23 protein-coding genes and 1 tRNA gene are annotated in these 24,767 nt (G+C 62.9%); 12 read left to right on the top strand and 12 right to left on the bottom strand.

Going from position 1 to position 24,767, the window contains the following annotated elements:
- Window positions 1-107: 107 nt before the first annotated feature.
- Together AC1DVV_RS10185 and trhA are read left to right on the top strand one after the other, a co-directional pair.
- Window positions 108-2,954: a DUF349 domain-containing protein gene (locus AC1DVV_RS10185; RefSeq protein WP_477701954.1), complete on the top strand. Its 2,847-nt coding sequence runs from the start codon at window positions 108-110 to the stop codon at window positions 2,952-2,954.
- The gene (trhA, locus tag AC1DVV_RS10180; protein ID WP_477665720.1) at window positions 2,951-3,628 is read left to right on the top strand and encodes a PAQR family membrane homeostasis protein TrhA; all 678 of its coding nucleotides are present in this window, start codon (window positions 2,951-2,953) and stop codon (window positions 3,626-3,628) included. Before AC1DVV_RS10185 ends, trhA begins: the two co-directional genes overlap by 4 nt.
- 107 nt (window positions 3,629-3,735) lie before the next feature.
- Here the strand turns inward: trhA and AC1DVV_RS10175 are convergent, their stop codons facing one another.
- From AC1DVV_RS10175 to AC1DVV_RS10135, 9 genes are all read right to left on the bottom strand, one after another.
- A complete protein-coding gene (locus tag AC1DVV_RS10175) occupies window positions 3,736-4,902 on the bottom strand; it encodes an ankyrin repeat domain-containing protein (RefSeq protein WP_477701953.1) in 1,167 nt (388 codons plus the stop codon).
- Complete coding sequence (locus AC1DVV_RS10170) at window positions 4,899-5,498, bottom strand: sigma-70 family RNA polymerase sigma factor (protein ID WP_477701952.1); 600 nt, start codon at window positions 5,496-5,498, stop codon at window positions 4,899-4,901. The genes AC1DVV_RS10175 and AC1DVV_RS10170 overlap by 4 nt, the downstream gene beginning before the upstream one ends.
- Before the next feature lie 154 nt (window positions 5,499-5,652).
- Window positions 5,653-6,573 carry a hypothetical protein gene (locus AC1DVV_RS10165; RefSeq protein WP_477701951.1) on the bottom strand — a complete coding sequence of 307 codons (921 nt, stop codon included), beginning with the start codon at window positions 6,571-6,573 and terminating at the stop codon, window positions 5,653-5,655.
- A gap of 194 nt (window positions 6,574-6,767) precedes the next feature.
- A complete protein-coding gene (locus AC1DVV_RS10160; protein ID WP_457280262.1) occupies window positions 6,768-7,535 on the bottom strand; it encodes a M90 family metallopeptidase in 768 nt (255 codons plus the stop codon).
- 37 nt (window positions 7,536-7,572) lie between these two features.
- The gene (locus AC1DVV_RS10155; RefSeq protein ID WP_477701959.1) at window positions 7,573-8,349 is read right to left on the bottom strand and encodes a UDP-2,3-diacylglucosamine diphosphatase; all 777 of its coding nucleotides are present in this window, start codon (window positions 8,347-8,349) and stop codon (window positions 7,573-7,575) included.
- A 63-nt stretch (window positions 8,350-8,412) separates the two neighbouring features.
- Window positions 8,413-8,922, bottom strand: coding sequence for a peptidylprolyl isomerase (locus tag AC1DVV_RS10150; protein ID WP_457280264.1), 510 nt, complete (start codon window positions 8,920-8,922; stop codon window positions 8,413-8,415).
- 26 nt (window positions 8,923-8,948) lie between these two features.
- Window positions 8,949-9,665 (bottom strand): peptidylprolyl isomerase, encoded by a 717-nt coding sequence (locus tag AC1DVV_RS10145; RefSeq protein WP_457280265.1) that lies wholly within the window; start codon window positions 9,663-9,665, stop codon window positions 8,949-8,951.
- Window positions 9,665-10,909: a L,D-transpeptidase family protein gene (locus tag AC1DVV_RS10140; protein ID WP_457280266.1), complete on the bottom strand. Its 1,245-nt coding sequence runs from the start codon at window positions 10,907-10,909 to the stop codon at window positions 9,665-9,667. Before AC1DVV_RS10140 ends, AC1DVV_RS10145 begins: the two co-directional genes overlap by 1 nt.
- Before the next feature lie 86 nt (window positions 10,910-10,995).
- Window positions 10,996-12,039, bottom strand: a complete 1,044-nt coding sequence (locus AC1DVV_RS10135; RefSeq protein ID WP_457280267.1) for a L,D-transpeptidase Cds6 family protein — start codon at window positions 12,037-12,039, stop codon at window positions 10,996-10,998.
- 322 nt (window positions 12,040-12,361) lie between these two features.
- Between AC1DVV_RS10135 and cysS the strand changes: the two genes are divergently transcribed.
- The 7 genes from cysS to AC1DVV_RS10100 all read left to right on the top strand — a co-directional run bounded on the left by cysS (window position 12,362) and on the right by AC1DVV_RS10100 (window position 18,651).
- Window positions 12,362-13,738, top strand: coding sequence for a cysteine--tRNA ligase (gene cysS, locus AC1DVV_RS10130; RefSeq protein ID WP_457280268.1), 1,377 nt, complete (start codon window positions 12,362-12,364; stop codon window positions 13,736-13,738).
- A gap of 76 nt (window positions 13,739-13,814) precedes the next feature.
- Window positions 13,815-14,522, top strand: a complete 708-nt coding sequence (locus tag AC1DVV_RS10125) for a DNA-3-methyladenine glycosylase family protein (protein ID WP_457280269.1) — start codon at window positions 13,815-13,817, stop codon at window positions 14,520-14,522.
- Window positions 14,523-14,549: 27 nt separating this feature from the next.
- The gene (locus AC1DVV_RS10120) at window positions 14,550-15,530 is read left to right on the top strand and encodes an acetyl-CoA carboxylase carboxyltransferase subunit alpha (protein WP_092131429.1); all 981 of its coding nucleotides are present in this window, start codon (window positions 14,550-14,552) and stop codon (window positions 15,528-15,530) included.
- 32 nt (window positions 15,531-15,562) lie between these two features.
- Window positions 15,563-16,159, top strand: a complete 597-nt coding sequence (locus AC1DVV_RS10115; protein ID WP_457280270.1) for a hypothetical protein — start codon at window positions 15,563-15,565, stop codon at window positions 16,157-16,159.
- On the top strand, window positions 16,156-17,124 hold the full coding sequence (gene tilS / locus AC1DVV_RS10110) for a tRNA lysidine(34) synthetase TilS (RefSeq protein WP_457280271.1): 969 nt from the start codon (window positions 16,156-16,158) through the stop codon (window positions 17,122-17,124). The genes AC1DVV_RS10115 and tilS overlap by 4 nt, the downstream gene beginning before the upstream one ends.
- Before the next feature lie 130 nt (window positions 17,125-17,254).
- Complete coding sequence (locus AC1DVV_RS10105; protein ID WP_457280272.1) at window positions 17,255-18,523, top strand: aspartate kinase; 1,269 nt, start codon at window positions 17,255-17,257, stop codon at window positions 18,521-18,523.
- Between the two features lie 35 nt (window positions 18,524-18,558).
- Window positions 18,559-18,651 (top strand) — tRNA-Ser (locus tag AC1DVV_RS10100).
- Window positions 18,652-18,867: 216 nt separating this feature from the next.
- On the opposite strand, the gene AC1DVV_RS10095 is transcribed toward AC1DVV_RS10100, so the two are convergent.
- Together AC1DVV_RS10095 and bla are read right to left on the bottom strand one after the other, a co-directional pair.
- A complete protein-coding gene (locus AC1DVV_RS10095) occupies window positions 18,868-19,194 on the bottom strand; it encodes a hypothetical protein (protein WP_457280273.1) in 327 nt (108 codons plus the stop codon).
- A 295-nt stretch (window positions 19,195-19,489) separates the two neighbouring features.
- Window positions 19,490-20,398, bottom strand: coding sequence for a class A beta-lactamase (bla, locus tag AC1DVV_RS10090; protein WP_477701950.1), 909 nt, complete (start codon window positions 20,396-20,398; stop codon window positions 19,490-19,492).
- Between the two features lie 109 nt (window positions 20,399-20,507).
- Here bla and AC1DVV_RS10085 point away from each other — a divergent pair, with 109 nt between their 5' ends.
- Window positions 20,508-21,371: a LysR substrate-binding domain-containing protein gene (locus AC1DVV_RS10085; protein ID WP_457280275.1), complete on the top strand. Its 864-nt coding sequence runs from the start codon at window positions 20,508-20,510 to the stop codon at window positions 21,369-21,371.
- A gap of 53 nt (window positions 21,372-21,424) precedes the next feature.
- On the top strand, window positions 21,425-22,348 hold the full coding sequence (locus tag AC1DVV_RS10080; protein WP_457306945.1) for a LysR family transcriptional regulator: 924 nt from the start codon (window positions 21,425-21,427) through the stop codon (window positions 22,346-22,348).
- Between the two features lie 3 nt (window positions 22,349-22,351).
- Here AC1DVV_RS10080 and AC1DVV_RS10075 read toward each other — a convergent pair whose 3' ends face one another.
- A complete protein-coding gene (locus AC1DVV_RS10075; RefSeq protein WP_477665726.1) occupies window positions 22,352-23,563 on the bottom strand; it encodes a D-amino acid dehydrogenase in 1,212 nt (403 codons plus the stop codon).
- Window positions 23,564-23,819: 256 nt separating this feature from the next.
- Here AC1DVV_RS10075 and AC1DVV_RS10070 point away from each other — a divergent pair, with 256 nt between their 5' ends.
- The gene (locus AC1DVV_RS10070) at window positions 23,820-24,713 is read left to right on the top strand and encodes a transporter substrate-binding domain-containing protein (protein WP_457280278.1); all 894 of its coding nucleotides are present in this window, start codon (window positions 23,820-23,822) and stop codon (window positions 24,711-24,713) included.
- Window positions 24,714-24,767 lie beyond the last annotated feature (54 nt).

Raw genomic sequence — 24,767 nt, 5'->3', positions numbered from 1 at the left:
CGGCGCCGGCCCCCCATCCAATCCAACACCCGCTGCCGCCCGCAAAGTCCTCCATTCCCCGGGGAGCCTTGCGGCTGGTGGCACTTATTTTTTGACCTTGCGTTCCCATGTTTAAATCTTCCAAACCTGAAACCCCCGCCGTGAAAACGCCCACCACCAAGCAGGCTGAAGCCCATCCGCTGGACGGCCTGACCGGCGGCGCTTTCTCTGCGCCCACATCCGGTGAACGCACGGCGCGCATCCGCACCTGGCTGGCGACTGAGCCGTCGGCAGAGCAGATGGCCGAGGTCTACAAGGACCTGGCCAACCGCGACAAGGGCGCAGCCAAGCCGCTGAAAGAAAAGCTCGACGAGCTCAAGCGCAGCAAGGGCCAGGAGGCCGTGGCCGCCGAGTGGGCCGAAAAAGCCCAGGCGCTGCTGGCCGTGCCCAAGCTCAACCTGGCCGACGCCCTGGCCTGGCAGCGCGACGCCGCCAAGGCCGGCGCGCCGCTGTCCAAAGAGCCGCTGGCCGGTTTGAAAGTGCAGCTGGCCGACCGTGTCAAGACCATTGAAGACCTGCAGCACCGCACCCAGGTGCAGCGCGAAGCCGCCGTGCTGCTGGCCCAGCGCACCGAAGTGCTGTCGCTCAAGCCCTGGCGTGATGCCGAAGCGGCTCTCGAATCCCTGCGCGGTGACGTCACGCACTGGCAGTCGCAGGCCGATGACATCACGCACGACGCCAACTGGGCCAGTGTGGACGCCAAGTTCCCGCCGCTGCTCGACGCATCGCGCGCGCAGCTGCTCGCCGTGTGGGAAGCCTTTCAAGGCGCGCTCGCGCAGGCCCAGAAGGCTGCTGAAGATACGGCAGCGCCGCTGCCCGCAGTGCCGGTGTGGGCCGACGAGCTGCGCGCCGCGCGTGGCCTGCCCCCTGCAGCGGGTGAGCAGCCTGCACGTGCGCCCAAGGCCAAGATCGACCCGGCCGTGCTCAAAGACATGCGCGAAAAATCGTCGGCCATCGTGCAGGAAGCGCTGGCACGGCTTGAGCACGAAGTCACCGAAGGCCATGGCAAGTCCACCCCCAAGGTAGCGGCCGACCTGCGCCATGCGCTCAAGGAACATATCCGCAACATCGACAGCAAGCTCGAAGCCGCCGCGCACGCCGCATTGACGGCTGCCGGCGAACTCGAAGGCTGGCAGCGCTGGCGCGCCGACCAGATCCGCGAAGAGTTGGTCGTGAAAGCCGAGGCCCTGGTGGCCAAGCCGCTGGGCGGACGCAAGCAACAGGAAGCCCTGCGCGCCATGCGCGAGCAGTGGAAGACCAGCGACCAGGGCGGCACGCCCAACCACGCGCTGTGGAAGCGTTTTGACGATGCCTGCAACGAAGCGCACAAGGTTGTTGAGGCCTGGCTGGAGAAGGTCAAAGAACAAAGCGAAACCGTCAAGGCCGAGCGCAAGCTGCTGATCGACGAAGTGCTGGCTTGGGCCGAAGCCAACAAGGGCAACACCGACTGGAAGCACCACATCCGCAGCCTCAATGGCTTTGTCGAAAAATGGCGTGAAGCCGGTCATCTGGGTGAAAAGGCGTTTGCCGAAATCCAGCCGCAATGGAAAGCCGCGATGGACGCCGCAGACGCTCCGCTGACCGCTGCGCGCCACGACAGCATTGCACGCCGCAAGGCCATGATTGAAGAAGCCAATGTGCTGGGCGCCGAGCCGATGTTGCGCATCGACGCCGTCAAGTCGCTGCAACAGCGTTGGCAGCATGAAGCGCAGGCCGTGCCGGTCGAGCGCAAACAAGAGCAAAAGATGTGGGACGCCTTCCGCAAACCCATCGACGATGCCTTCCAGCGCAAGACTGCCGAACGCGAAAAAGCCGCTGCGGCGCTGGGCGAATACGACCGCATGGTGCTGGACGCATCCAAGGCCGTTGAAGCCGCCACCGCCAGCGGTGATGTGCAGAAGATCCACGCGGCTGCCAAGGCACTGGAAGCGATTGTGCGCGGGCAAGTGCCTGTGCCTGCACCTGTTGCTGCCCCGGCAGCGCCATCGGTTGAAGCTGCACTGGCTGACACCAATGCCACCCCGGTTTCCAAGGAAAACGAGGCTGCAGCCCAAGTGGAGCCTGCGCAAGCAGCTACAGAAAACGTAGCAGATGCGCCCGCTGCCACGGAAGCTGCCGCCGAAGCAGCGGCCACTGAATTTGCCGAAGCCAGCGAGCCGGCCAGCCCGCCCGCTGAGCCGCCACCCGCACCCAAGCCCGCCCCCAAACCGGTGGTGGCACGGCGCGGCGACGACCGCCCGGGCATGAAGAAACCTGAGCCCGCAGCGGCCGGACGCGGCGGCAAGTTTGGCGACCGCAAGGATTCGCGCCCGGGCAGCAAGCCCGGCGGCCCGCGCCAAAGCACCGACAACAAGTTTGAGCCTTACCGGGAAGGCCGCGATGACCGCGGCCCGCGCGGTCATGATCGGGGAGACCGTGGCGACCGCAATGCACGCCCTGCATTCGAAGAGCGCGGCCCACGCCTGGGCGATGCGGCCTTCCGCGCCCAGCGCGAAGCCTTTGAAGCCGCCAACCAGGCGCTCAAGAAACTCGCGATGCAGGCGCATGGCGAAGTGCTGACGCACTTGCTCACCGCCTGGGAAAAGCGCGACCCCACGCAACTGCCGAGCGCGCAGGACCTGGGCAAAGCCGTGGCACCGGCCGTGCGCAACCGCTGGGTGCAGGCTGTCAGCACGCCTTCCGGCAAGGACGCTTCCGAAGCGCTGCTGCGCCTTGAAATTGCCGCCGAACTGCCCACACCGGCCGAGCACATCAGTGCGCGCCGTATGCTGCAGCTGCAACTGTTGACCAAGCGCAATGCCCCCGCGCCGGCTGAAACCTGGGGTGAAGACACCGCCCAGGTGCTGGCTGCTGACTTTGACGCCGGCAACGCCAGGCGTGTGCAGAACGTGCTGAAGGCATTGCTCAAGCGATGAGCGAGGTTGGCGCTGCTGTGGCCTTGCCCCAGGAGCGGCAACAGACGCTGGGTGAGGAAATCGCCAACAGCGTGAGCCACGGTCTCGCGCTGCTCGCTGCGCTGGTGTCGGCGCCTTTCCTGGTCATCGCCAGCGCGCGCGACGGTGACGCGCTTGATGTGGCGGCAGTCTGCGTTTTTGCCGCCACCATGGTGGTGCTGTATTTCACCTCGATGCTGTACCACGCCTTGCCGGCTATCCGGGCGATGCGTGCCAAGCGGGTGTTCCAGGTCCTGGACCATGGCGCCATCTACCTGCTGATTGCCGGCACCTACACGCCATTCACGCTGGGCGTGTTGCGCGGGCCCTGGGGCTGGACGCTGTTCGGCCTGGTCTGGGCCATGGCGCTGGCCGGTGTGGCCGTCAAAGCCTTCGCGGGCGTGCGCTGGCCACGGCTGTCCACCATCCTCTATCTCGCCATGGGATGGATCGCCGTGATCGCCATCAAGCCGATGCTGGAGCTGATTCCAGGCTGGGGGCTTTTCTGGCTGGTGGCCGGCGGGCTTTTTTACACGCTCGGTGTCGGCTTCTTTGCCACCGATTCACGGTTGCGCTACGGCCACTTTGTGTGGCACCTGTTTGTCGCGGCCGGTACGGTGTGCCATTTTGTGGCGGTGCTGTATTACGCCGGTTGAAATTCCCGGCCTGCAGCTGCTATTAAAAATATAGCTGCTTGCGCTTACCTCTATTGGTTTAGAGGCCGATTTTCATATAAACCGCGAGCGCAATGCGGCTCTTGCGCTCAGGAAGCCGCTTCAATCAGGTGGGCAATCCCGTCAAAGCCAAGCCGCCGTGCGTGCTGCAGGGCGTTGAGTCCTTCCTGATCCACCAGCGCCGGGTTGGCCCCGGCTGCCAGGAGGCGTTGAACCACGGCGGTATGGCCCTGCATGACGGCCAGGATCAGCGGTGTGCGGCCTGCCGTATCGGCTGCATTGACGGGTGCGCCTTGCTGGAGCAGGCGTTCCAGCAGCGCCAGGCGTCCTGCGCGTGCTGCCTCCTGCAAGGCACCTGCCAGGCGGTTGGGCCCGGCACCTGCTTCTGCACGCGGCGCGCGGTATTGCAGGGTGCTTTCCTGCTTTTGTAGAGGCGCTACGGCGCGTGCTGCAGGCGCGGCGGGCGCTGCTGCGGCAGGTGCCGCAGGTGCGGGGCGTACAGCCGGCGCTGCTGCGGCCATATCAGCCTGCGCTGGTGGCGCCGACAGCGATCCGGCTGCGGCGCCGGCCATGCGTGGCACGATCGAGGGCTGCGTGTTTTCCTGGACGGCGGCGGCAGGCGCGGGCGCGGCAATGGGCGCTGGTGCGGGAGGCGGCGCGGCTGGCGGGGCTGCGGCAGCCAGTGCTGGCGCGGCTTCAGCTTCTCTTTGCCGGACAACAGGTTCAGTCACCGGGGGCGAGGCCACTGCTTTGTCCTGCGCCGCAGGAGCCGGTGATTTCGAAACCGGCTTCGCAATGTCGGCAGATCGCTTTTTGGCGTCGGCCTCGGTGGCGGGTGGTTGCGGTGCCACCGGAGCGGGAACGGGAGCCATCGATGGCGAAGCTGCCGGCGGTGAAGCTGGCGACGATGACGATGAAGGTGTTGTGGCGCTGGGCTGGCCAAACGCCAGTTCTTTTTCCTCGTCGGTGCCGCGGTCAAATTGCAGCACCAGCAACCCGGTCAGGCCAGCCAGCGCAAAGCCCGCCAGCGCGGAGATTTTCCAGCGCGACTGGTTGGCTGCCGGGCGTTGCGCTGCATCGATGGTGGCCCCGGCTTGTGGTGCGCCTGCCTGCTTGCCGGCTTCGATCACCATCTGCGCGTGGGCGCGCACGGCGTCGCGCACATGCGCGCCGGGGCGGCGTGTGTCGTCTGCGCTGGCCTCACGGTAGCGCTGCAACAGCTCGTCGCTGTGCGGGCTGTGATCAGGCTCTGTCATGCAAACTCCTGTAGCTGCTGGCGCAGGCTGTTCCGGGCATAGCGCAGGCGGCTCTTGGCGGTTTCAAAGCTGACGCCGGTCGCGGTGGCGATGTCTTCTACGCTCATGCCGGCTTCGGCTTGCAGCAGGAAGGCTTCGCGCTGTTCCCGGGGCAAGCGTTCGACCGCGGCAATCAGCGCGGCCGCCTGTTCGCTGGACTCCAAACGGCGCACCGGGCCGAAGCCCGAGTCGGCTGCCAGCGTATCGCCAAGGCCCAGGCCTTCTTCATCGTCGCCGCGTCCATCGATGCTGACGTGCTGCTTTGCCGTGCGGAAGTAATCAACCATCCGGTTGTGTGCCATGGTGAACAGCCACGTTTTGAACTTCGCTGTCACCGTATAGGTGGCGGCACTGCGGGCCACGGCAAACCAGACATCCTGCAGCAGGTCGTCGGCCACCGCCTGCACCCGCACACTGCGAAACACATAGCGCCACACCCCCAGTTCATGCCGCGCATACAGCACGTCAAAAGCCGCCATGTCCCCGGCCGCATAACGCAGCATCAGCGATTCGTCGCTGTCTTCGGCTGCATCGTTGGTCGGCGTGGCGCTGGGCATGTACCAGATTATCACGGCGCAGAACATGACAGGCAGTGAGCAACCGCGGAGACTCTTCAACCAAGCATGAGCCGTGGAACCGGCTTTGCCGGGCCACAGGCGGGCGGCCCCCCGGGGGGGCAGGAAGCTACACGAAGTGAGCGACCGTGGGGGCTCAATACCGTGGAGGGTCAGGCACATAAGACGAGTTTCCTGACTGCGGGAACGGATCAGGGATGGGGTTGCGCGCGACGGGTTCGCGGATCACACCGCTGGCGATGAGGTTCTCGCGGCTGTCGTAGCGGATGCGGATGACCTCGTTGGGCTGTGTTTGCAGGCGCGCGAAGGTGGTGTGCGATACCAGTGAGTTTTCCCGTGCGCCGTGGCCCGTGCCCAGTTTGGGGGCTGGCAGGGGGGCGGAAGGCAGCCTTCTGACCCGGCCTTCGGACAGGGCAGAAGCTTCCGCGCTGCCGCTGGCGCGGTCGGCCAGCGCGGATTTTCCGGCGGTGGATGATTCCGCCAAAGGTGCCGGTGGAGCTGATGAAGGCGAGGGGGCGTTTCGCAGGCCCAGTGATGCGTCGGCCTCGCGCTCGTTGCGGCCGGAATAGGCGGGCGCCTGGGCGACCGGCTCGGGAGCTTGCTCCCTGAAGAGCGCCACACCGATCACGCCGACGTTGCCGGGCCTGCCGGTGCGGCCGGCGTAAGAATCCCCAAGCGCAGAAAATTCAAATGCCGCGACCTCGCTGCTGCTTTTGCGCCAGCCGGTGACCTGGTACTGCTGCCAGGGTGAAAACACATAACCGGTCTGGTCCCAGGCTGCGGTTTCGCCGCTCAGCACGTTCACGCCGTCGACGGCGGTCACGGCCAGTACCCGTTCACCGAGCTTGTTGCGCACGGCGATGGCGTATTTGGCGCCGTACTGGCCGGCCACCCAGTATTCGCCGCGGTGGTGGTACAGCGGCAGTGTGGCGCCGGTGTTGCGGTCAATCACGGTCACATCGGCCAGCCGGCCGACGGCCTGCGCGGGTAGGGCGGGTAGGGCGGCCATGGTGAGGATGGCCAGCAGGATCGAAGAGGCAAGAAGGGGGGTTTTCACGTGAGCTCCAGAAAGTGGTGGAGCCCATTGAAACGAAGGGGCGAGGGAAATGGGGTTAAGCCGGCCTGAAAAGGGCCAGACCGGGTCGGCCGGTTGCTATGTATTTGATAGCTGCTTGCGCCCGTTCAGATTGGGTTAAGGGGCGATTTGTCTCTCCGAAATTGTCAGCGTGGCGCCGGAAAGCCGCCGGGCGCTTATTTCGGCATAAAAAACTTGTCGAACAGCACGGTCAGGGGCGCGAAGTCCTGCGTGAAGCGTGTGCGGTTCACGAAATAGGCTTCGCAGGCCACGGCAAAAAATTCGGCCGGTGACCTGGCGCCATAGCTGTCCAGCCATGGCGGCTCGGCGCCGAAACGTGTGGCCATGGCGACTTTTTCGCAGAACCCGTCGTAAGCCGGCTGCATGACCGCATGCCACGAGGTGAGGGCACTGCGCGTGGGCAAGGGCGGGCAGCCGTCGGCGGCGCCATCGCGCATGTCGATCTTGTGGATGAATTCGTGAATTACCACGTTGTGGCCGTGCTCGGCCGAGTCGCCCGCGCCCGCCACGTCCTGCCAGCTCAGTGTGACGGGGCCGCCCTGCATGGCTTCGCCCAGCAGCTCTTCGCTGTAGTGGTGCACCACGCCGGCCTGGTCGGTGACCTGGCGGCGCGCCAGCATGGCGCCGGGGTGAACCACGATGCCCTTGAAGTCGTCGTACCAGCGCAGGCCCAGGTGCAACACCGGCAGGCAGGCTTGTGCGGCAATCGCGACCGCCATTTCATCGGTGACCTTCAGGCCGTGTGCGCCGGTGAATTCCTTTTGCTTCAGGAATTTGTCGGTCAGTGCGTTCAGCTCTTGCAGCTCGGTGACCGGCCGCCGGGCCAGAAAAGGGAACTGCAGCAGGGTGTCCATCCACAGGGTTTCCGGGATGGTTTTGGCAGGGGCTTTGGAGCCGCCAAGTGTTCGTAACCAGTTCAGCATGGGATGAAGGTTGTGGTTAAGCGAAATGAAACAAGGGTCAGCACAGCGCAATCCTTTGCAGCCCGCCTGCGGACAGGCGCAGCACTTCCGCGCGCGGCGCCGGGGCGCCCAGGTCCCAGTCGCTGAGCACCACGCGCGACAGGCCGCCACCCAGGTCATGCACGGCAGGCTTGTGCGTGTGGCCGTGAATCAGCGTGCGGGAATTGGCCGCCTGCAGCCACTGGCGCGCAGCCCGGGTGTCGACGTCGGCATATTGTGCGCCGGACTTCTTGCGCGCTTCGCTTTGCTCGCGCAGCCCGCGCGCAATCGCCTGGCGTTCGGCCAGCGGCCTGGCCAGGAAGGTGCGTTGCCATTCGGGGCTGCGGACCTGGCTGCGAAAGTTCATGTAGTCGACATCGTCCAGGCACAAGGCGTCACCATGCGACAGCAGCCAGCGCCGCCCGGTGCCGGCGGGAAAAACCAGCACGGTCGGGTCTGCCAGCAGAGTGGCGTTGCACAGGTCCATCAGGGCCTGGCCCACCAGGAAGTCACGGTTGCCGTGCATGAAAAACAGGGCCAGCCGGCCTGCAGCATTGCCCATGGCCTGCACGCAGCGCGCGTCAAAGCCGGCGGCAGGGTCCAGCAGGTCGCCTTCCACGGCGTCATCGCCGACCCAGACTTCAAAGAGGTCGCCCAGGATGAAGACCGCATCGGCCGGCGTGGTTTCAAGATAGTGCTGCCAGGCCGCAAAAGTAGCCGGCTCCGAGGCTTGCAAATGCAGGTCGGAAATGAAATCGACCGTGCGCCACACGGGCGGAGCCGGCAGCTCCGCCATGGGGGGCACGGCCTGGGGGGTGTTCACCGGCTGGATTTCGGCAAGCGCGGCCCGAAAGGGCACTCAGGCCACTGCAACGGCTTTTTGGATGATCACGTCTTCCATCGGAACGTCGTCGTGGAAGCCCTTGCGGCCGGTCTTGACGGCCTTGATCTTGTCGACGACGTCGGTGCCGGCCACTACCTTGCCGAACACGGCATAACCCCAGCCCGATGCGTTCGGTGCGGTGTGGTTCAGGAAGCCGTTGTCGGCCACGTTGATGAAGAATTGCGAGCTGGCCGAGTGCGGTGCGTTGGTACGCGCCATGGCTACGGTGTAGTTGTTGTTCTTCAGGCCGTTGTTGGCTTCGTTCTCGATTTCGCCGTCGGTAGGCTTTTGTTTCATGCCCGGCTCAAAGCCGCCGCCCTGCACCATGAAGCCCGGGATGACGCGGTGAAACACCGTGTTGGCGTAATGGCCCTTGTTGACGTAGTTCAGGAAGTTGGCAACGGTCTTGGGTGCCTTGGCGGCGTCGAGCTCCAGCGTGATGACGCCGTATTCGGCGATGTGTAGGTCTACTTTGGGATTGCTCATGATGGTGTCCTGTAGGGCTGTGTCAATTAATTGACGAGGGTTGCTGATTTGATGAGAACGGGCGTCTTGGGAACGTCCGTCGGGAAGGGGCCGCCGGCGCCGGTGGGCACGGCCTTGATCCTGTTCACGACGTCCATGCCGCTGACGACCTTGCCGAAAACGGTGTAGCCAAAGAGCTGGGGTGCGTTGACGAGCTGGGCGCGCGGGGTGTTTTCATAGACGCGGCCCTGGTATTCAAACTTCGGAACCGGGTCTCCGGGGGGAATCACCGTGGGGTTCAGGAAATCGTTGTCCTTCACGTTGATGAAGAACTGCGACGAGGCGGAGTTGGGGTCGTTGGTGCGCGCCATGGCCAGGGTGCCGACCACGTTTTTGGGGCCGCCCTTGGCGAGCGCCTCACGGCCTTCATGCGGCACCGGCGGGCGGGTTTTCTTCTCGGCGTAGGTGGCGTCGTAGCCGCCGCCCTGCACCATGAAGTTGCTGATCACGCGGTGGAAAATCGTGCCGTCGTAGTGTTTGTCCTTGACGTACTGCAGGAAATTTTCAACGGTCTTGGGCGCCTTGTCGGGATAGACCTCGACCACGAAGTCGCCTTCGCTGGTGACGAACTTGACCTTGGGTGCGCTTTGCGCGAGCGCCGGACCGGCCAGGAGGGCCACGCCCGCCGCCGCTACTGCTGCGAGTGTGGCGCGGCGCAAGGGAGAAAACACCGCGAGCGCGGCAAACGTCCTGTGAACTGCCATCAAATGGTTCCTTCGAAAAAAATCTTCCACTGGTTTCCCTGGCGGATCCAGTACTGGCGTTTGGTGCGGCCGGTTTTGGCGCCCTTGATCAGTTCGCCAAAGGTTACCACCATCGTATCGGTGCTGTCGGTCCAGCGCAGGTAAGAAACGTCCTTGAGCAGGATGTCGCGCCCACCGAGTTGCTTGAGCTCGCTTTGCAGCAGCGGCGTCCATTCGGCCAGCGTCTTGCCGTAGCTTGTGAAGTCGGGTGTGTACCAGGTTGTAAGTTTGGCCATGTCGCCGCTGGACTTGGCATGGTGCCAGCTTTGCAGCGCGGTTTCGAACGACCGGGTGTCGGCCGCCAGTGATTGCGGCGCCACCCATTTGAGGCTGTGGGCAATCACGACGGGCGTGCTGCGCACCTCGACGGTGCGGATGATGCGCTCCAGGTCGGGGTTGGCCAGCACGACGCATCCGTCGGTGGACAGCGGTGCCCGGGAAAACTGCGCCGGTGGTGTCCCGTGCAGCCAGATGCCGCCGCCGGTCTTGCCGCGCTTGACATCGAGCTGGTTGGGGTAGTTGATGGGCAGCGCGCCCGAGCCGTAAAAGTCGCGCAGCGATTTGGGGTTCAGGTTGCTGGTGATGTAGTAGACGCCGACCGGCGTGCGCAGGTCGCCTTCGACGGATTTTTCAATACCGGATTTTCCAACCGAGATGTAATAGTCCGCCACGAGTTTGAGGCCCGCGCTGGTGTTTTCAAACAGGTAAAGGCGTGACCTGGACGCATCGACGGCAATGGCGTGTTTGTTACGCGATGAAAGCACCAGGAATTGCGACGGCACCAGGCCGGGGGCGGGCCTCTCGCGCAGCGCGCGCAGGCGCAGCAGCGACTCCTGCCGCAACTCGGCCAGCAGGGCTGCCGCGGCCTTGGCAGCAGCGTCTGGAACATCGCCGGGCGTGCGCACAGGGCGTGTAAAGCCGGCCAGCAAGTCGCCGTAAACCAGTTGGGCCAGCTGGAAGTTGGGGTGGTCCTTCACGAGGCCTTCGGCCTTGCGCAGGGCTTCGCGTGAATTTGCCTGGCCGATCAGTTTGTAGATTTCAATCAACCGGGCTTCCGCTTCGCCGCCGCGCGCCTCATGCGGGGCGGAGGCTTTTGCCGGGGCGGGCCGCTTGGTTGTGTGCGCGCGGGTTTCGGCCCGCGCAGGCGAAAAGGCCAGCACCAGGGACGGTGCGATGAAGAGAAGCATTGCGGCCGCTTTTTTCATGCGGGCTTCCACGAAAGTTTGCCGGCCAACACAGACGGACAGGAACAGGCTGAACAATGCACTTGGGTCAGGCCGGCCGCCAGCGATCAGCCGCCTGTGGATTCCTTGACGATGACCCAGCGATCACCGGCCTTGGCCATCTCCAGCGTCTTGCGGCTGGAAATATTGATGGAGTCGGCGCTGTAGTCCTGCTTGAACCTGGCCGTGGCCTTGGCGCCCTGTACGGCGATGGCCAGGTCGGAGAGCTTCACGCTGATGCGTGACTTGCCGACGATGCGCGCGCGGCGGTCTTCTTCCCAGGCCTTGCGTGCCTGCTTGCCGGGAGGTGCAAAGTTCTGGCCGTAGCTGCTGAGGTAGCCGTTCATGTCCTTGTCGGACCAGGCCTGAGCCCAGCTGCGCACGGCTGCTTCGACTTCTTTTTCGGTGCCTGCGGCGGCAGCCGGTGCTACGGGTGTTGCCGGTGGCGCGGCAGGAGCAGGCGCTGCGGCCACCGGGGCTGCCGGCGCTGGCTTGGCAGCCGCTGCGGGAGCCGCAGGGGCCGTTGTGGCCGGGCCAGACGTCGGTGCGCCGGCAGCCGGCTTGGTCGGGCTTTTTGATTCGGCGGAGAACAGGGTGCGGATCAGTGCCAGCTTGGGCGGAACGGCAGCGTTGCCGCCGTCGAGTTGCAGGGCCTTGCTGTAGGCCTGGCTGGCGAGCCTGGCGTAGACGTCGCCCAGGTTTTCATGTGCGGTGGCGTAGCTGGGGTTGGTCCGGATCGCCATTTCAAGCGCCGCCCGGGCCTTGTCGAACTGGCTCTGGCCGGCATACAGCACGGCCATGTTGTTGTAGGGCTCAGGCAGCTCGGGGTAGTCTTCGGTGATTTTGGTGAAGGTCGCGATCGCGTCGCTGGTCTTGCCGGTTTCGGTCTGGATCACGCCCTTGAAGAAACGCATTTGCGGGTCGCGCGGCTTGCTGGCGAGGTACTGGTCAACCTTGGCCTGCGCCTCGGCATACTGGCCGGCACGCATCAGGCGGCTGACGTCGGCGTAGTCGTCGGCATGGGCAACGGACACCGACAGGGTGACCGCCACGGCCAGCATGCGCAGGGCGGCGGACAGCGGATTGCGTGTAAGGAAGTTTGGCGTGGGCATGGCACTCTCGCGATTTGTTTTAAAGCCCCCGGTGCTGTTTTGGCAGCCGTTGGGCGGAAAGTCAACATAAACAGCCAGGCTTTTCAGGGCGCTCCGGGAGCCGCTGAACGTTGTCCGACGGGCTGGATATACTGGGCGATTGTAACTGAGGGGGGTATAGTTCATGGCCCCCAGAATCCCGTACTTTCCGTTTTTATCGCACGTTTTCGCGTGTACGCCGAATGGCCCTTGCCCGCCCGCGGCGTCCGTGAGATAAAGCTTCTTTCCTTTGCCTGACCACCGGCTGCTTCCGGCCGATGCCAGGCTTCGCAGCATAATTTTCATGAGCCTTCGCATTTACAACACGCTGTCGCGTGCCGTGGAAGAATTTTCCCCGCTTGATCCCGGCCATGTGCGCATGTATGTGTGCGGAATGACGATTTACGATCTCTGTCACATCGGCCATGCGCGCATGATGATGGCGTTCGACGTGGTGCAACGCTGGCTCAAGGCAAGCGGCCTGAAGGTTACGTATGTGCGCAACATCACCGACATCGACGACAAGATCATCAAGCGGGCGGTTGAGCGCGGCATCACCATCCGCCAGCTGACCGACGAGATGATCGCGGCCATGCACCAGGACATCGGCGCGCTGGGCATAGAGCCTCCATCGCTGGAACCCCGTGCGACTGAGTACGTGCCGCAGATGCTGGGCATGATCGCCACGCTGGAGGAAAAAGGCCTGGCCTACAAGGGCTCCACCGGTGACATGAATTACGCGGTGCGCAAGTTTCCCGGCTACGGCAAGCTCTCGGGCAAGTCACTCGACGAGCTGCGCGCCGGCGAGCGCGTCGCTGTGCTCGACGGCAAGGAAGACCCGCTGGACTTTGTGCTCTGGAAAAGCGCCAAACCCACCGAGCCCGACGACGCCAGGTGGGACAGCGCCTATGGCCCCGGCCGTCCAGGCTGGCACATCGAGTGCTCGGCCATGTGCCGCGGCACGCTGGGCGAGACCTTCGACATTCACGGCGGCGGCGCGGACCTGCAGTTTCCGCACCACGAAAACGAGATCGCCCAGAGCGAGGCGGCCAACGGTAAGCCGCTGGCCCGCTTCTGGGTGCACAACGGTTTTGTGCGCGTCGACAACGAAAAAATGTCCAAGTCGCTGGGCAACTTCTTCACCATCCGCGAAGTACTGGCCAAATACGATGCCGAAACCGTGCGGTTCTTCATCGTTCGCGCCCACTATCGCAGCGCCCTGAATTACAGCGACGCCCACCTGGACGATGCGCGCAACTCGCTCAAGCGGCTTTATACGTCGCTGGATCTCGTCAAGCCGGCAGCGCTGCCGACCGACTGGGCGCACCCGTTTGCGCAGCGCTTTAAGGCGGCCATGGACGAAGACTTCGGAACGCCGGAGGCCGTGGCAGTGTTGTTTGAGCTGGCGGGTGAAGTCAACCGGACGGGCTCTGCCGAACTCGCAGGGCTGTTGAAAAACCTGGGCGGCTGCCTGGGCCTGCTGCAGGGCGCGCCTGGGGCCTACCTTCAGGCAGGCGCCGGCCTTGACGACGCCAGCGTCCAGCAGCTGATCGCGCAGCGGGCAGCTGCGAAGCTGGCAAAAGATTTCGCCGAAGCCGACCGTATCCGCAAGGACCTGCTGGCCAAAGGCATTGTGTTGAAGGATTCGCCCGCCGGCACCACCTGGGAGGTGCAATCGTGAGGTTCCGGGTTGTTTTTTCACCCTGTTTTTCAAGCCATTTCGGCCTCCAGACCAATAAGGACCGGCGCAAGCAGCTATGAAAAAGATAGTGAAAAGCGGCCCGGGCAGCGCCGAGCTGGCCGACGTTCCCGAGCCGGCCACCACGGTGCCCGAGTATTGGGCCGATGCCTGCAAACACCTGGTGAAAAAAGACCGCGTGATGAAGCGGCTGATTCCCTTGTTCGGCGACGCCTGCCTGCAAACCCGCGGCGATGCCTTTGGCACCCTGGCGCGCAGCATCGTGGGCCAGCAAATTTCGGTCAAGGCGGCGCAAAGTGTCTGGGCCAAATTTTCGGCGTTGCCGAAAAAAGTGACGCCTGCCAATGTGCTGCGCCTTAAAGTTGACGACATGCGCGCGGCCGGGCTGAGCGCCCGCAAGGTCGAATACCTGGTGGACCTGGCGATCCACTTTGACGCCGGCACCGTCCACGTCAAGGACTGGGCGGCGATGGACGATGAGGCCATCATCGAAGAATTGGTGGCCATTCGCGGCATCGGCCGCTGGACGGCCGAGATGTTTTTGATTTTTTACCTGATGCGACCGAATGTCCTGCCGCTGGACGATGTGGGGCTGATCACCGGCATCAGCCAGAATTACTTTTCGGGTGAATCCGTCAGCCGAAGCGACGCGCGAGAGGTGGCCGCCGCCTGGTCGCCTTACTGCAGCGTGGCAACTTGGTATATTTGGCGCTCTCTGGACCCATTACCGGTTCTGGGTACCCCCACGGGTACCGAGCAAATTTAAGTTTCATGAAGCCCTGAGGAGCAGCACATGGCGAAGAAGACCTTCCTCGATTTCGAGCAACCGATTGCGGAGCTTGAAGGAAAAATTGAAGAACTGCGCTACGTACAGACCGAGTCGGCTGTCGATATCTCTGAAGAAATCGACCAGCTGGCCAAAAAGAGCCAACAGCTCACCAAAGACATCTACAGCGACCTCACGCCCTGGCAGATCACCAAGATCGCCCGCCACGCGGAACGTCCCTACACCCTGGATTACGTCAACGAAATCTTCACGGATTTTGTTGAGTTGCACGGCGACCGGCATTTTGCCGACGACCTGTCCATCGTGGGCGGCCTGGCGCGCTTCAACGGCACCGCCTGCATGGTGCTGGGCCACCAGAAGGGCCGCGACACCAAGGAACGCGGCCTGCGCAACTTCGGCATGAGCAAGCCCGAGGGCTACCGCAAGGCCCTGCGCCTGATGAAAACTGCCGAGAAGTTCAAGCTGCCGGTGTTCACCTTTGTCGACACGCCCGGCGCTTACCCCGGCATTGACGCCGAAGAGCGCGGCCAGTCCGAGGCCATCGGCCGCAACATCTTTGAGATGGCGCAGCTCGAAGTGCCCATCATCACCACCATCATCGGCGAAGGCGGCTCCGGCGGCGCGCTGGCCATCTCGGTGGCCGACCAGGTGGTCATGCTGCAGTATTCAATCTACTCTGTCATCAGCCCTGAAGGCTGCGCGTCCATCCTCTGGAAAACCTCCGACAAGGCGCAGGAAGCCGCCGAGGCGCTGGGCATCACGGCGCACCGGCTCAAGGCCCTGGGCGTGATCGACAAGATCGTGAACGAACCCGTGGGCGGCGCCCACCGCGACCACAAGCAAATGGCCGCTTTCCTGAAACGTGCGCTCAACGACGCCTTCCGCCAGGTCAGTGACCTGAAGGTCAAGGAGCTGCTCGACCGCCGCTACGAGCGCCTGCAAAGCTACGGCCGCTTCACCGACACCAAGGCCGACGCCGGCAAGTAAGGCGCCCCGGCACAAGCTGGAGCGACAAGACCATGGTGCGCCCCCGTATCGGTCCTTACAGTGCCGAGGAAGAGCAAGCCCTGGCGAAGTTGCGCCGGCGATTTTGGTTGACCTCTGCCGCGCTCTATGCGATTTTTCTGTCGGTCATGTTCGGTTTCGTTCCACGCGAGCTTGCCGCCGAGCCGCTGGCGGTTTCCTTTATGGACTCGATGGCCCATGTCGTGCCCATGCTGGACCAGTTGCCTAAGACTCCTGGTTATGACCCTTTTCTGCGCTTTTACTACGCGGTGCTCTGGCTGATTTCGCCTGTTGCCGGCCTTGTGGGCTTGTGGGCTGGGCTGGACTATCTAGTCAAGCATGACCGCTACGCGCGAATCAAGAGCCCGAACCGTATGTTGGTCTGGAGCCTGCTGTTCTGGTGTTTCCTGCTGGTTTTTGCTGCCATCTGGCCTGTTGCGGACGGTGGGGTGCCCTCCTGGCGGGACCATGGTTTGGTCTCGAGTATTTTTGGCATAGCGCTACGCGGCGTCTACCTCCTGTGGTGCTGGTTCGCCATCGGTGGCACGCTCGGGGTGCTATGGGTGCGTGCCAGGATTGACCGGGAAAGATTCGCCGAAGCCAAGCCATGAATGACAGCGCCGTGATCGCCGCTGCGATTTCCCAATTTCAACCTGCTTTGCCGCTGGCCGTTGCGCTCAGCGGCGGCGCCGATTCTGTCGCCTTGCTGGTAGCCTGCGCCGAGAAATGGCCGGGGCAGGTTCACGCCATTCATATTCATCACGGCTTGCAGGCGGCGGCCGACGACTTTGAGCAGCACTGCGTTGCCCTCTGCGCGCAGCTCAATGTGCCGCTAATCGTCCAGCGTGTGGACGCCCGTCATGCTTCTGGCGAGAGTCCGGAAGACGCGGCGCGCAAGGCACGTTATGCGGCGTTTAAGGCTGCAGCCCAGGAAGGATATGCGCAAGCAGCTATTAAAAACATAGCAATTGCCCAGCACGCCGATGACCAGGTGGAAACCATGCTGTTGGCGTTATCACGCGGCGCGGGGCTGCCCGGGCTGGCCGCCATGCCGGCGAGATGGGAGCGTGACGGCATGACCTATTACCGTCCGCTGCTGACGGTGCCCGGGGCATTGCTGCGCGATTGGCTGGTGACGCGCGGCATCACCTGGGTGGAAGACCCGACCAACACCGACGAGCAGTTCACACGCAACCGCATCCGGGCCCGCCTGCTGCCCGCGTTGGCGCAAACCTTTCCGCAGTTTCGCGAAACCTTTGCACGCAGCGCGCGTCACGCGGCCCAGGCGCACGGGTTATTGGTCGAGGTGGCACAGCAAGACCTGGTTGTCGTGGGAACCCCCCCGGTGATCAAATCCCTGCAATCCCTGTCACAGCCGCGGCAGGCCAATGTGCTGCGTTATTGGCTGACGCTGCAACAAGCCACTCCCAGCGCAGCACAGCTCGACCAACTGCTCCTGCAAATCGCCGCCTGCACCACGCGCGGGCACCAGATCCACCTCAAGGTGGCGACCGGGCATGTCACGCGCACTGGCCAGGTGCTGAACTATGCGGCTGCAGGGGATAAGGCGAGCTAACCAGGTAGTAGTCCCTAGGTATAATTGAAGGCTTTGCTGGCGCGAAATCGCCGTTAAAAGCCCTCAAACGGGCGCTTTTACACAGGTTCCCGGCAAAAAATCCGCAACAACTCCTGATTGACATCCTGCAATGGCATTGATCGTTCATAAATACGGCGGCACGTCGATGGGCTCCACCGAGCGCATCCGCAATGTCGCCAAACGCGTGGCCAAATGGGCGCGGGCCGGCCACCAGATGGTGGTCGTTCCCAGTGCCATGAGCGGCGAAACCAACCGTTTGCTCGGCCTGGCCAAAGAGCTGGCGCCCGCCAGGACAAGCGATGCTTATGGCCGCGAGCTTGATGCGCTGGCTGCTACCGGCGAGCAGGCTTCCAGCGCATTGCTGGCCATTGCGCTGCAGGCCGAAGGCATGCAGGCCGTGAGCTACGCTGGCTGGCAGGTCACCATCAAGACCAACAATGCCTACACCAAGGCCCGCATCGAGTCCATCGACGGTGAGCGCGTACGCGCCGACCTGGACGCCGGCAAGGTCGTCATCATCACCGGCTTCCAGGGCGTGGACGAGGCCGGCAACGTCACCACACTCGGCCGCGGCGGCTCCGACACTTCGGCCGTGGCCATTGCCGCGGCGCTCAAGGCGCACGAATGCCTGATTTACACCGACGTCGACGGCGTTTACACCACCGACCCGCGCGTGGTGCCTGAGGCGCGCCGCCTGCACACCGTGAGCTTTGAAGAGATGCTGGAGATGGCCTCCATGGGCTCCAAGGTGCTGCAGATCCGCTCGGTGGAATTTGCCGGCAAATACAAGGTGCCGCTGCGTGTGCTGTCCAGCTTCACCGAATGGGACATCGACATCAACGAAGAAGCCAAGTCAGGCACTTTGATCAGCTTTGAGGAAGACGAAAACATGGAACAAGCCATCGTATCGGGCATCGCTTTCAACCGCGATGAAGCCAAAATTTCCGTGCTCGGCGTACCCGACACCCCTGGTATCGCGTACCAGATCCTGGGCGCCGTGGCCGATGCCAACATCGAAGTCGACGTGATCATCCAGAACGTCAGCAAGGACGGCAAGACCGACTTCAGCTTTACGGTTCACCGCAACGATTACTCCAAAGCCATCGACCTGCTGAAAACCCAGGTGGTGCCCAAGCTGGGCGCGCAGGAAGTCACCGGCGACGCCAAGATCTGCAAGGTCAGCATCGTCGGTATCGGCATGCGCAGTCACGTGGGCATCGCCAGCAAGATGTTCCGCGTGCTGAGCGAAGAGGGCATCAACATCCAGATGATTTCCACCAGCGAAATCAAGACCTCGGTCGTCATCGACGAGAAATACATGGAGCTCGCCGTGCGGGCCCTGCACAAGGCTTTTGACCTGGACCAGCCCGCCACCTGAAAATGGCTGAGAAGTCGTGAGATAATCGATTTATTGGAAACGTGACCGAGTGGCCGAAGGTGCTCCCCTGCTAAGGGAGTATGGGGTGTAGAGCCTCATCGAGGGTTCGAATCCCTCCGTTTCCGCCAAGACTACCGACTCTCTCCCGCATGGGGCAGAGTCGGTTTTTTTKCGCCGGATTTCTGCGATTGTTTCAAGAATGGGTAACCTTGCTTTCAACGCGAAGCGTCCGTCGCGCTGTTACCTTGCCACGCTCTTGGACTCAAGCTTTTCCAGGTCAGATACCGGCACGGGCATGAAAATCAATCAACGACCACGCAAATATGGCCGTCCATTTTTCTTTGCTACGGCACGGGAGGACTGCTGTCCGCCAGCTCGACTTCCACGTCATAGATTTCAGTGATTTTCCAGTGCGAACCGTCATGGCTTGCCTGGCCGAGTACTTTTACAAGGAATGAACTGCGCTGCTTCTCCGTCTGCAGTGTGATTTCGCAGATGAAGTCGAGCTTTTCGGGACCGTCGGGAAGCGCCCCAAGGAGTTGATAACCAGCCCGGCTGAACCTGCCCTCTTTTCTTCGCTGCCGTAATTTTTCAATCTCAGGCGTGTGAAGAACGAGGGCAGTGAGGTGGTCGATAAGTTCATCGATCACTACCTGCGGGTTTATTTTCATGTTGTATGTGAGCTCTTCTAGGAATCTCCTGATTATCGATCTTTAGTATTACATTTTTCTATCTCTGTTGTAACCAATCTCTAGTTAATACGGCATTTCGTTTTCAATAATTTCATCAATTGCAATAGAAAATTCGTCGGAACCAACGTTTTTGTTAAGCGCCAAACCCCGGCAATAGGCTGCAGGCTCTCACGCCCGACCTCTTTACCTTGGTGACAGCTTTGCCGTTTGAGAATGTGTTTCCCCGCAACGCAAAAAGCCGCCCGGAGGCGGCCAACTTTGTTGTCTCGTGTTCTCAAGCTGGCGTGGCCAAAGAAGCCGCCAATTGACCGGCCTTTGCCACGATGGCTTCGCGTTCCTCCAGGGGCTTTGGGCTCCCGGTCAAATACACCGTGATCACCACAGGCGCGCATCCCGCAGGCCACAAAACGCCGATGTCGTTGGTGGTGCCATGGGCGCCTGTACCCGTCTTGTCGCCAACCAGGCAGTCACGCGGCAGCAGGGCGCGCAATCGCCGGTCGGATGTCTTGCTGGCGATCAGCCACTGGCGCATCTGCTGGCGCGAGGTGTCTGACAGCGAATTGCCCAGCACGATTTTTTGCACGGTGCCCAGCATGGCGGCAGGCGTAGTGGTGTCGCGTGGATCGCCGGGCGTGGCTTCATTCAGCGCGGTTTCAATGCGATCCAGTCGTGTCATGCGGTCACCGAGCGAGCGCGCGTAGTCGGTCAGGCCCTTGGGCCCGCCGAAGCTGGCCAGCATCAGGTTGGCGGCCGTGTTGTCGCTGACGGTGATAGTGGCTTCGCACAACTCCGCGAGCGACATGCTGCCACCGGCTCTTGGCCCGGTGACCGGTGAATGGGAAACCAGTGCCGCGCCGTCAACAGGCAGCAGGCGGTCCAGCCGTTCCTTTCCGGTGTCTACCCGGTGCAGCACCAGCGCAGCGGCCAGCAGCTTGAAGGTGCTGCACAGGGGGAAGCGTTCCGCCGCGCGGTGTCCATGCTGCACGCCGGTACCGGTGTTGAGGATGGCAACACCGAGCCTGCCGCCGCTTTCCCGTTCAAGGGCTTTGAGCCGCCCGATGACCGAACTTGAATCAGCGGCTTGCGGTGCGCCGCTCATACCCCATAAATTCTGGGCATGAGCTGAAACCATGCCCGCCGCCATGAAGCTTCCCAGTGCGCCGGTAAATTGTCGTCTCTGCATCATTTTTACTCTCGGGTTGGTATGAAAACGGTAACGATATTGAAGGGCTGCAATTCCGGCAAACGGGAATAATCGAGGCAACTCATAAGTAAATCTTGGGCTTGAACAGATGCACCTTCCTTTGAATGCCTTGCGCGCCTTTGAGGTGTCCGCGCGCCACCTGAGCTTTACACGGGCCGCAGACGAGCTGAACGTCACGCAAACCGCGATCAGCCAGCACGTTAAAAACCTGGAGGAACGCATGGGCGTTCCCCTGTTTCGGCGGCTTCCGCGCGGCCTTGCCCTGACCGACGAGGGCCAGGCACTGTTGCCCGCGCTGTCGGAGTCGTTCGGCCGCATCGGCGCGTTGCTGGAGCAATTCCGCGATGGCCGCTTCAGGGAGGTACTGAGCGTCGGGGCTGTCGGTACTTTTGCCGTGGGCTGGCTGATCCCCCGTCTGGCGGCGTTCCAGCAGGTCCACCCTTTTGTTGATTTCAGGTTGTTCACCAACAACAACCGCGTGGACCTGGCCGGCGAGGGCCTGGACTACGCCATACGCTTTGGCGACGGCGCATGGCACGGCACCGAAGCCGACCTGCTTTTTCCCTCGCCGCTGTCACCCGTTTGCTCTCCTGTAACGGCTTCCCGTCTGCGAGAACCTGCTGATCTGGCCGGTGAGGTGCTGTTGCGCTCTTACCGGTCCGATGAATGGGTGAGCTGGTTTGCCCTGGCCGGTGTGGACTGCCCGGTGGTCAGGGGGGCGGTGTTTGATTCGTCCCTGACCATGGCGGAAGCTGCCGCGCAGGGCGCCGGCGTTGCCTTGCTCCCGGTGAATCTGTTTACGCGAGAGCTGCACGAAGGGCGCCTGGCAAGGCCGTTTCCACTGGAAATTGAAAACGGCAGTTACTGGCTGACCCGGCTCAAATCCCGGCGCGTGACGGGGGCCATGGGCGTTTTTCGTGACTGGATCACCCGCACATGCTGCGCACGATAATTGCTGTGCCGAGCCTGCACCATCCCGCCTGAACACGCACCACGGAATCACCCATGCGCCTGCGCCACATCGAAGTCTTCAACGCGGTCATGCTCACCGGCAGCGTCAGCGGGGCGGCCCGCCTGATCAATGTCACCCAGCCCGCCGTCAGCCGCATCCTGCAGCATGCCGAGCTGCAGCTGGGTTTTGCCCTCTTCCAGCGCAGCAAGGGCCGGCTGACGCCGACCTCCGAAGCGTTGACGCTGTACCCGCACATCGAGCGGCTGTTTGCCCAGCTCGATGAAGTGCAGCGCCTGGCGGCCAACTTGAAAACCGGCGAAAGCGCCAGGGAACTCCGCATCCTGACGGTGCTGGCGCTCAGCTACGAAATCCTGCCCCACGCGATCAAGCTCTTTCGGGTCAAGCATGCTGACGTGGCGATTACCGTGCGGGCGTTGCATTCGCCGCAAATTATCTCGGCGCTGGCGCTACAGGAGGGGGATGTCGGTTTCCTTTTCAGCCCGGCAGCGCATTCGGCGCTGGCACAGGAACACCTGGCCGACGGCCGCATGGTGTGCGTGGCGCCCAAGGGCATGCTGCCTGCGCGCCTGGTCAAGCGTGGCAGTGTCACGCTTGAGGACCTCACCAAGGTACCGGTCGTCGGGCTTGATGTGATGGACCCGGTGGGCCGCAGCCTCAACCAGGCCTGCCGCGAGGCAGGGGTGGGCCTCGAATTCCATATCACCGTGCAGACCTACCACTCGGCGCTGGCGCTGGCCCACCACGGGCTGGGCATTGCGGTGATTGACACGTGCACAGCGGCGTCCGCCGATCTGACGCGTGTGGACCTGCTGGAACTGGAACCCTTGATCCCGGTGCCGATCAATGCGCTGTTGCCCGCAGGCAAACCCGGCTCGGTCATCGTGCGGTCATTTGTGAAGTGTTTTCAGCAAGCCCTGACGCAGCGCGCTTCAACTCCCGCGTTGCGCAAAGCCTGAAGGTCAGCGCTCCAGCATGCGGCTGATGCGCTGCGCAGAGCCGAACGCCAGGGTGAAACCCAGGGCGCCATGCCCGGTGTTGAACAACAGGTTGGCCGGGCCTTTGGCATGCGTGCCAATGACCGGCAGCCCGGTGGGAGTAGCAGGGCGCATGCCGGCCCAGGGGTTCAGGGTTTCAAAGTGGCTGCAATCCGGAAACACTGTCTGCGTCGACGCTTTCAGCGAAGCAATCTGTGCCGGGTCGACGGCGGTGTCGTAGCCCGAAAGCTCGGCCATGCCTGCCACGCGCAGGCGCGAACCGATGCGGGCAAATACCACCTTGCGGGCGCTGTCGGTCACGCTCACCTGCGGTGCTGCGCCATCGCCAGGTGCGACGTCCACCGTGATGCTGTAACCCTTCAGCGGGTAGACCGGAAGGTGCACACCTAGCGTGCGTGCCATGCGCGCAGACCCGGCGCCCATCGCCATCACATAGCGGTCGGCTTCGAGATGGCCTTGCGGCGTCGCGACAGCTGCAACCAGGTTGCCGCGCACAACCAGTTGCTCGACGGGTGTGTCCAGCAGGAAGCGCACGCCTTCCCGGCGCAGCACCGCGAACAAGCCATCGCAGGTCTTCTGGCAGTCGGCCGCACACTCGCCTGGTGTGTAGATGGCGCCGGCGATTTGTCCGTGGCGGTTTTTGAGCGCGGGCTCGATCTCCACGCAGCGGTCGGCGCTGACCGCCTCCTGGGTACTGCCCAGTTCACGTTGCAGCAACATCTGCCGGCGCGCTGCAGCGAACGCGGCATCGCTGGCGTACAGCACCAGCTTGCCCGTGGCCGAGAAATCGCAATCCAGTTTTTCTTCGGCCATCATCGCGTCAAAAGACTGGCGGCTGAGCGCCGCCAGCGACAGCAAATGGCTGGTGGTGTTGCGTGAGGTCTTGCTGTTGCAGGCCGCCAGAAACTGCGCGCCCCACAACCACTGGCGCACATCCAGGCGAGGCCGCAGCTTCAACGGGGAAGAGGGCGACAGCAGCAGCTTGGGAAGCTGCCGCCAGATGGCGGGATCTGCCAGCGGCTGCACGTAGGAGTAGCTCAGTTGTGCGCCGTTGCCGCCGCTGGCGCCGCTGCCGGGGCTGGCGCGGTCCACCACTGTCACCTCGTGGCCGGCCCGCCGCAAGCTGTAGGCGGTTGCCAGTCCCACGATTCCTGCACCGAGCACACACACATGCATAGAAGCCTCTTTGTTCCCTGAAAGAGCGCCACTTTACGCAGTGGGTACAGGTTTGAACAATGCTGAATGCGCGAGGGTCATGACGTGTGGTTATGCCCTCCTGCGAAGGGTGGCCGAAGGGATTCTGGGTAAACCATGAGTTTTGGTCATGGGTTTGCCGCGAAAATGAATGACACGCCAGACGCTGCTGTTCCTACACTAGCGATGCCAGCTTCCCGAAACTACCAACCCACCGCCCCCCCCCGAAAGGACAAGCATGAAATTCACTATCCTCATGACCGCCGTGCTGCTGACAGCCGGCCTGGCCACCACTGCCGGCGCGCAAACGGTGCCGACCCTGAAAAAGATCGCCGACAGCAACAAGATCACCGTGTCCTATCGCGAAGCTTCGGTGCCTTTCAGCTACCTGATCGGGTCCAAAACCTCGGTGGGTTTTTCGGCAGAACTGACAGAAGCCATCATTGACGACATTCGCAAGAAGGTGAAAAAACCCAATCTCGAAGTCGCCTACATGCCCGTGACCTCGCAAAACCGCATCCCCTTGCTGGTCAACGGCACCTACGACCTCGAGTGCGGCTCGACCACCAACAACAGCGCGCGTGGCAAGGACGTGGCATTTGCCATCAACCACTTCTATACCGGCACCCGCCTGCTGGTCAAAAAATCATCCGGCATCAAGAACTACGCCGACCTGGCCAAAAAGACGGTGGCCAGCACGACCGGCACCACCAACGCGCAAGTGATCCGCAAGTACAGCGCCGACAAAAAGCTCGACATGCAGCTCATCTTGGGCAAGGACCACGACGATTCGCTGCTGCTGGTCGAGAGCGATCGCGCCCTGGCTTTTGCCATGGACGACATCCTGTTGTTCGGCCTGATGGCCAACTCCAAGAATCCGGCGTCGCTGGAAGTGGTGGGTGATTCGCTGCAGGTGGAGCCCTATGCCTGCATGCTGCGCAAGGACGACCCTGAGTTCAAGAAGCTGGTGGACGGCACGATCATCCGCCTGATCAAGTCCGGCGACTTTGCCAAGATGTACGCCAAGTGGTTCACCTCACCCATCCCGCCAAAGGGCGTGAACCTGAACCTGCCGATGAGCGAAGAGCTGAAGGCCAACCTCAAGGCGCTGAGCGACAAGCCGGCCATGTAAGCACCAGACGGGGAGCGCCTGCGCGCCGCTCCCCGTCCTGCTTTCACAGCTGCC

This window comes from Polaromonas sp. P3_B4 (assembly GCF_056402835.1).
Note: the sequence above shows the minus strand (reverse complement) of the source record. Positions and strands in the feature narration are given on the sequence as shown.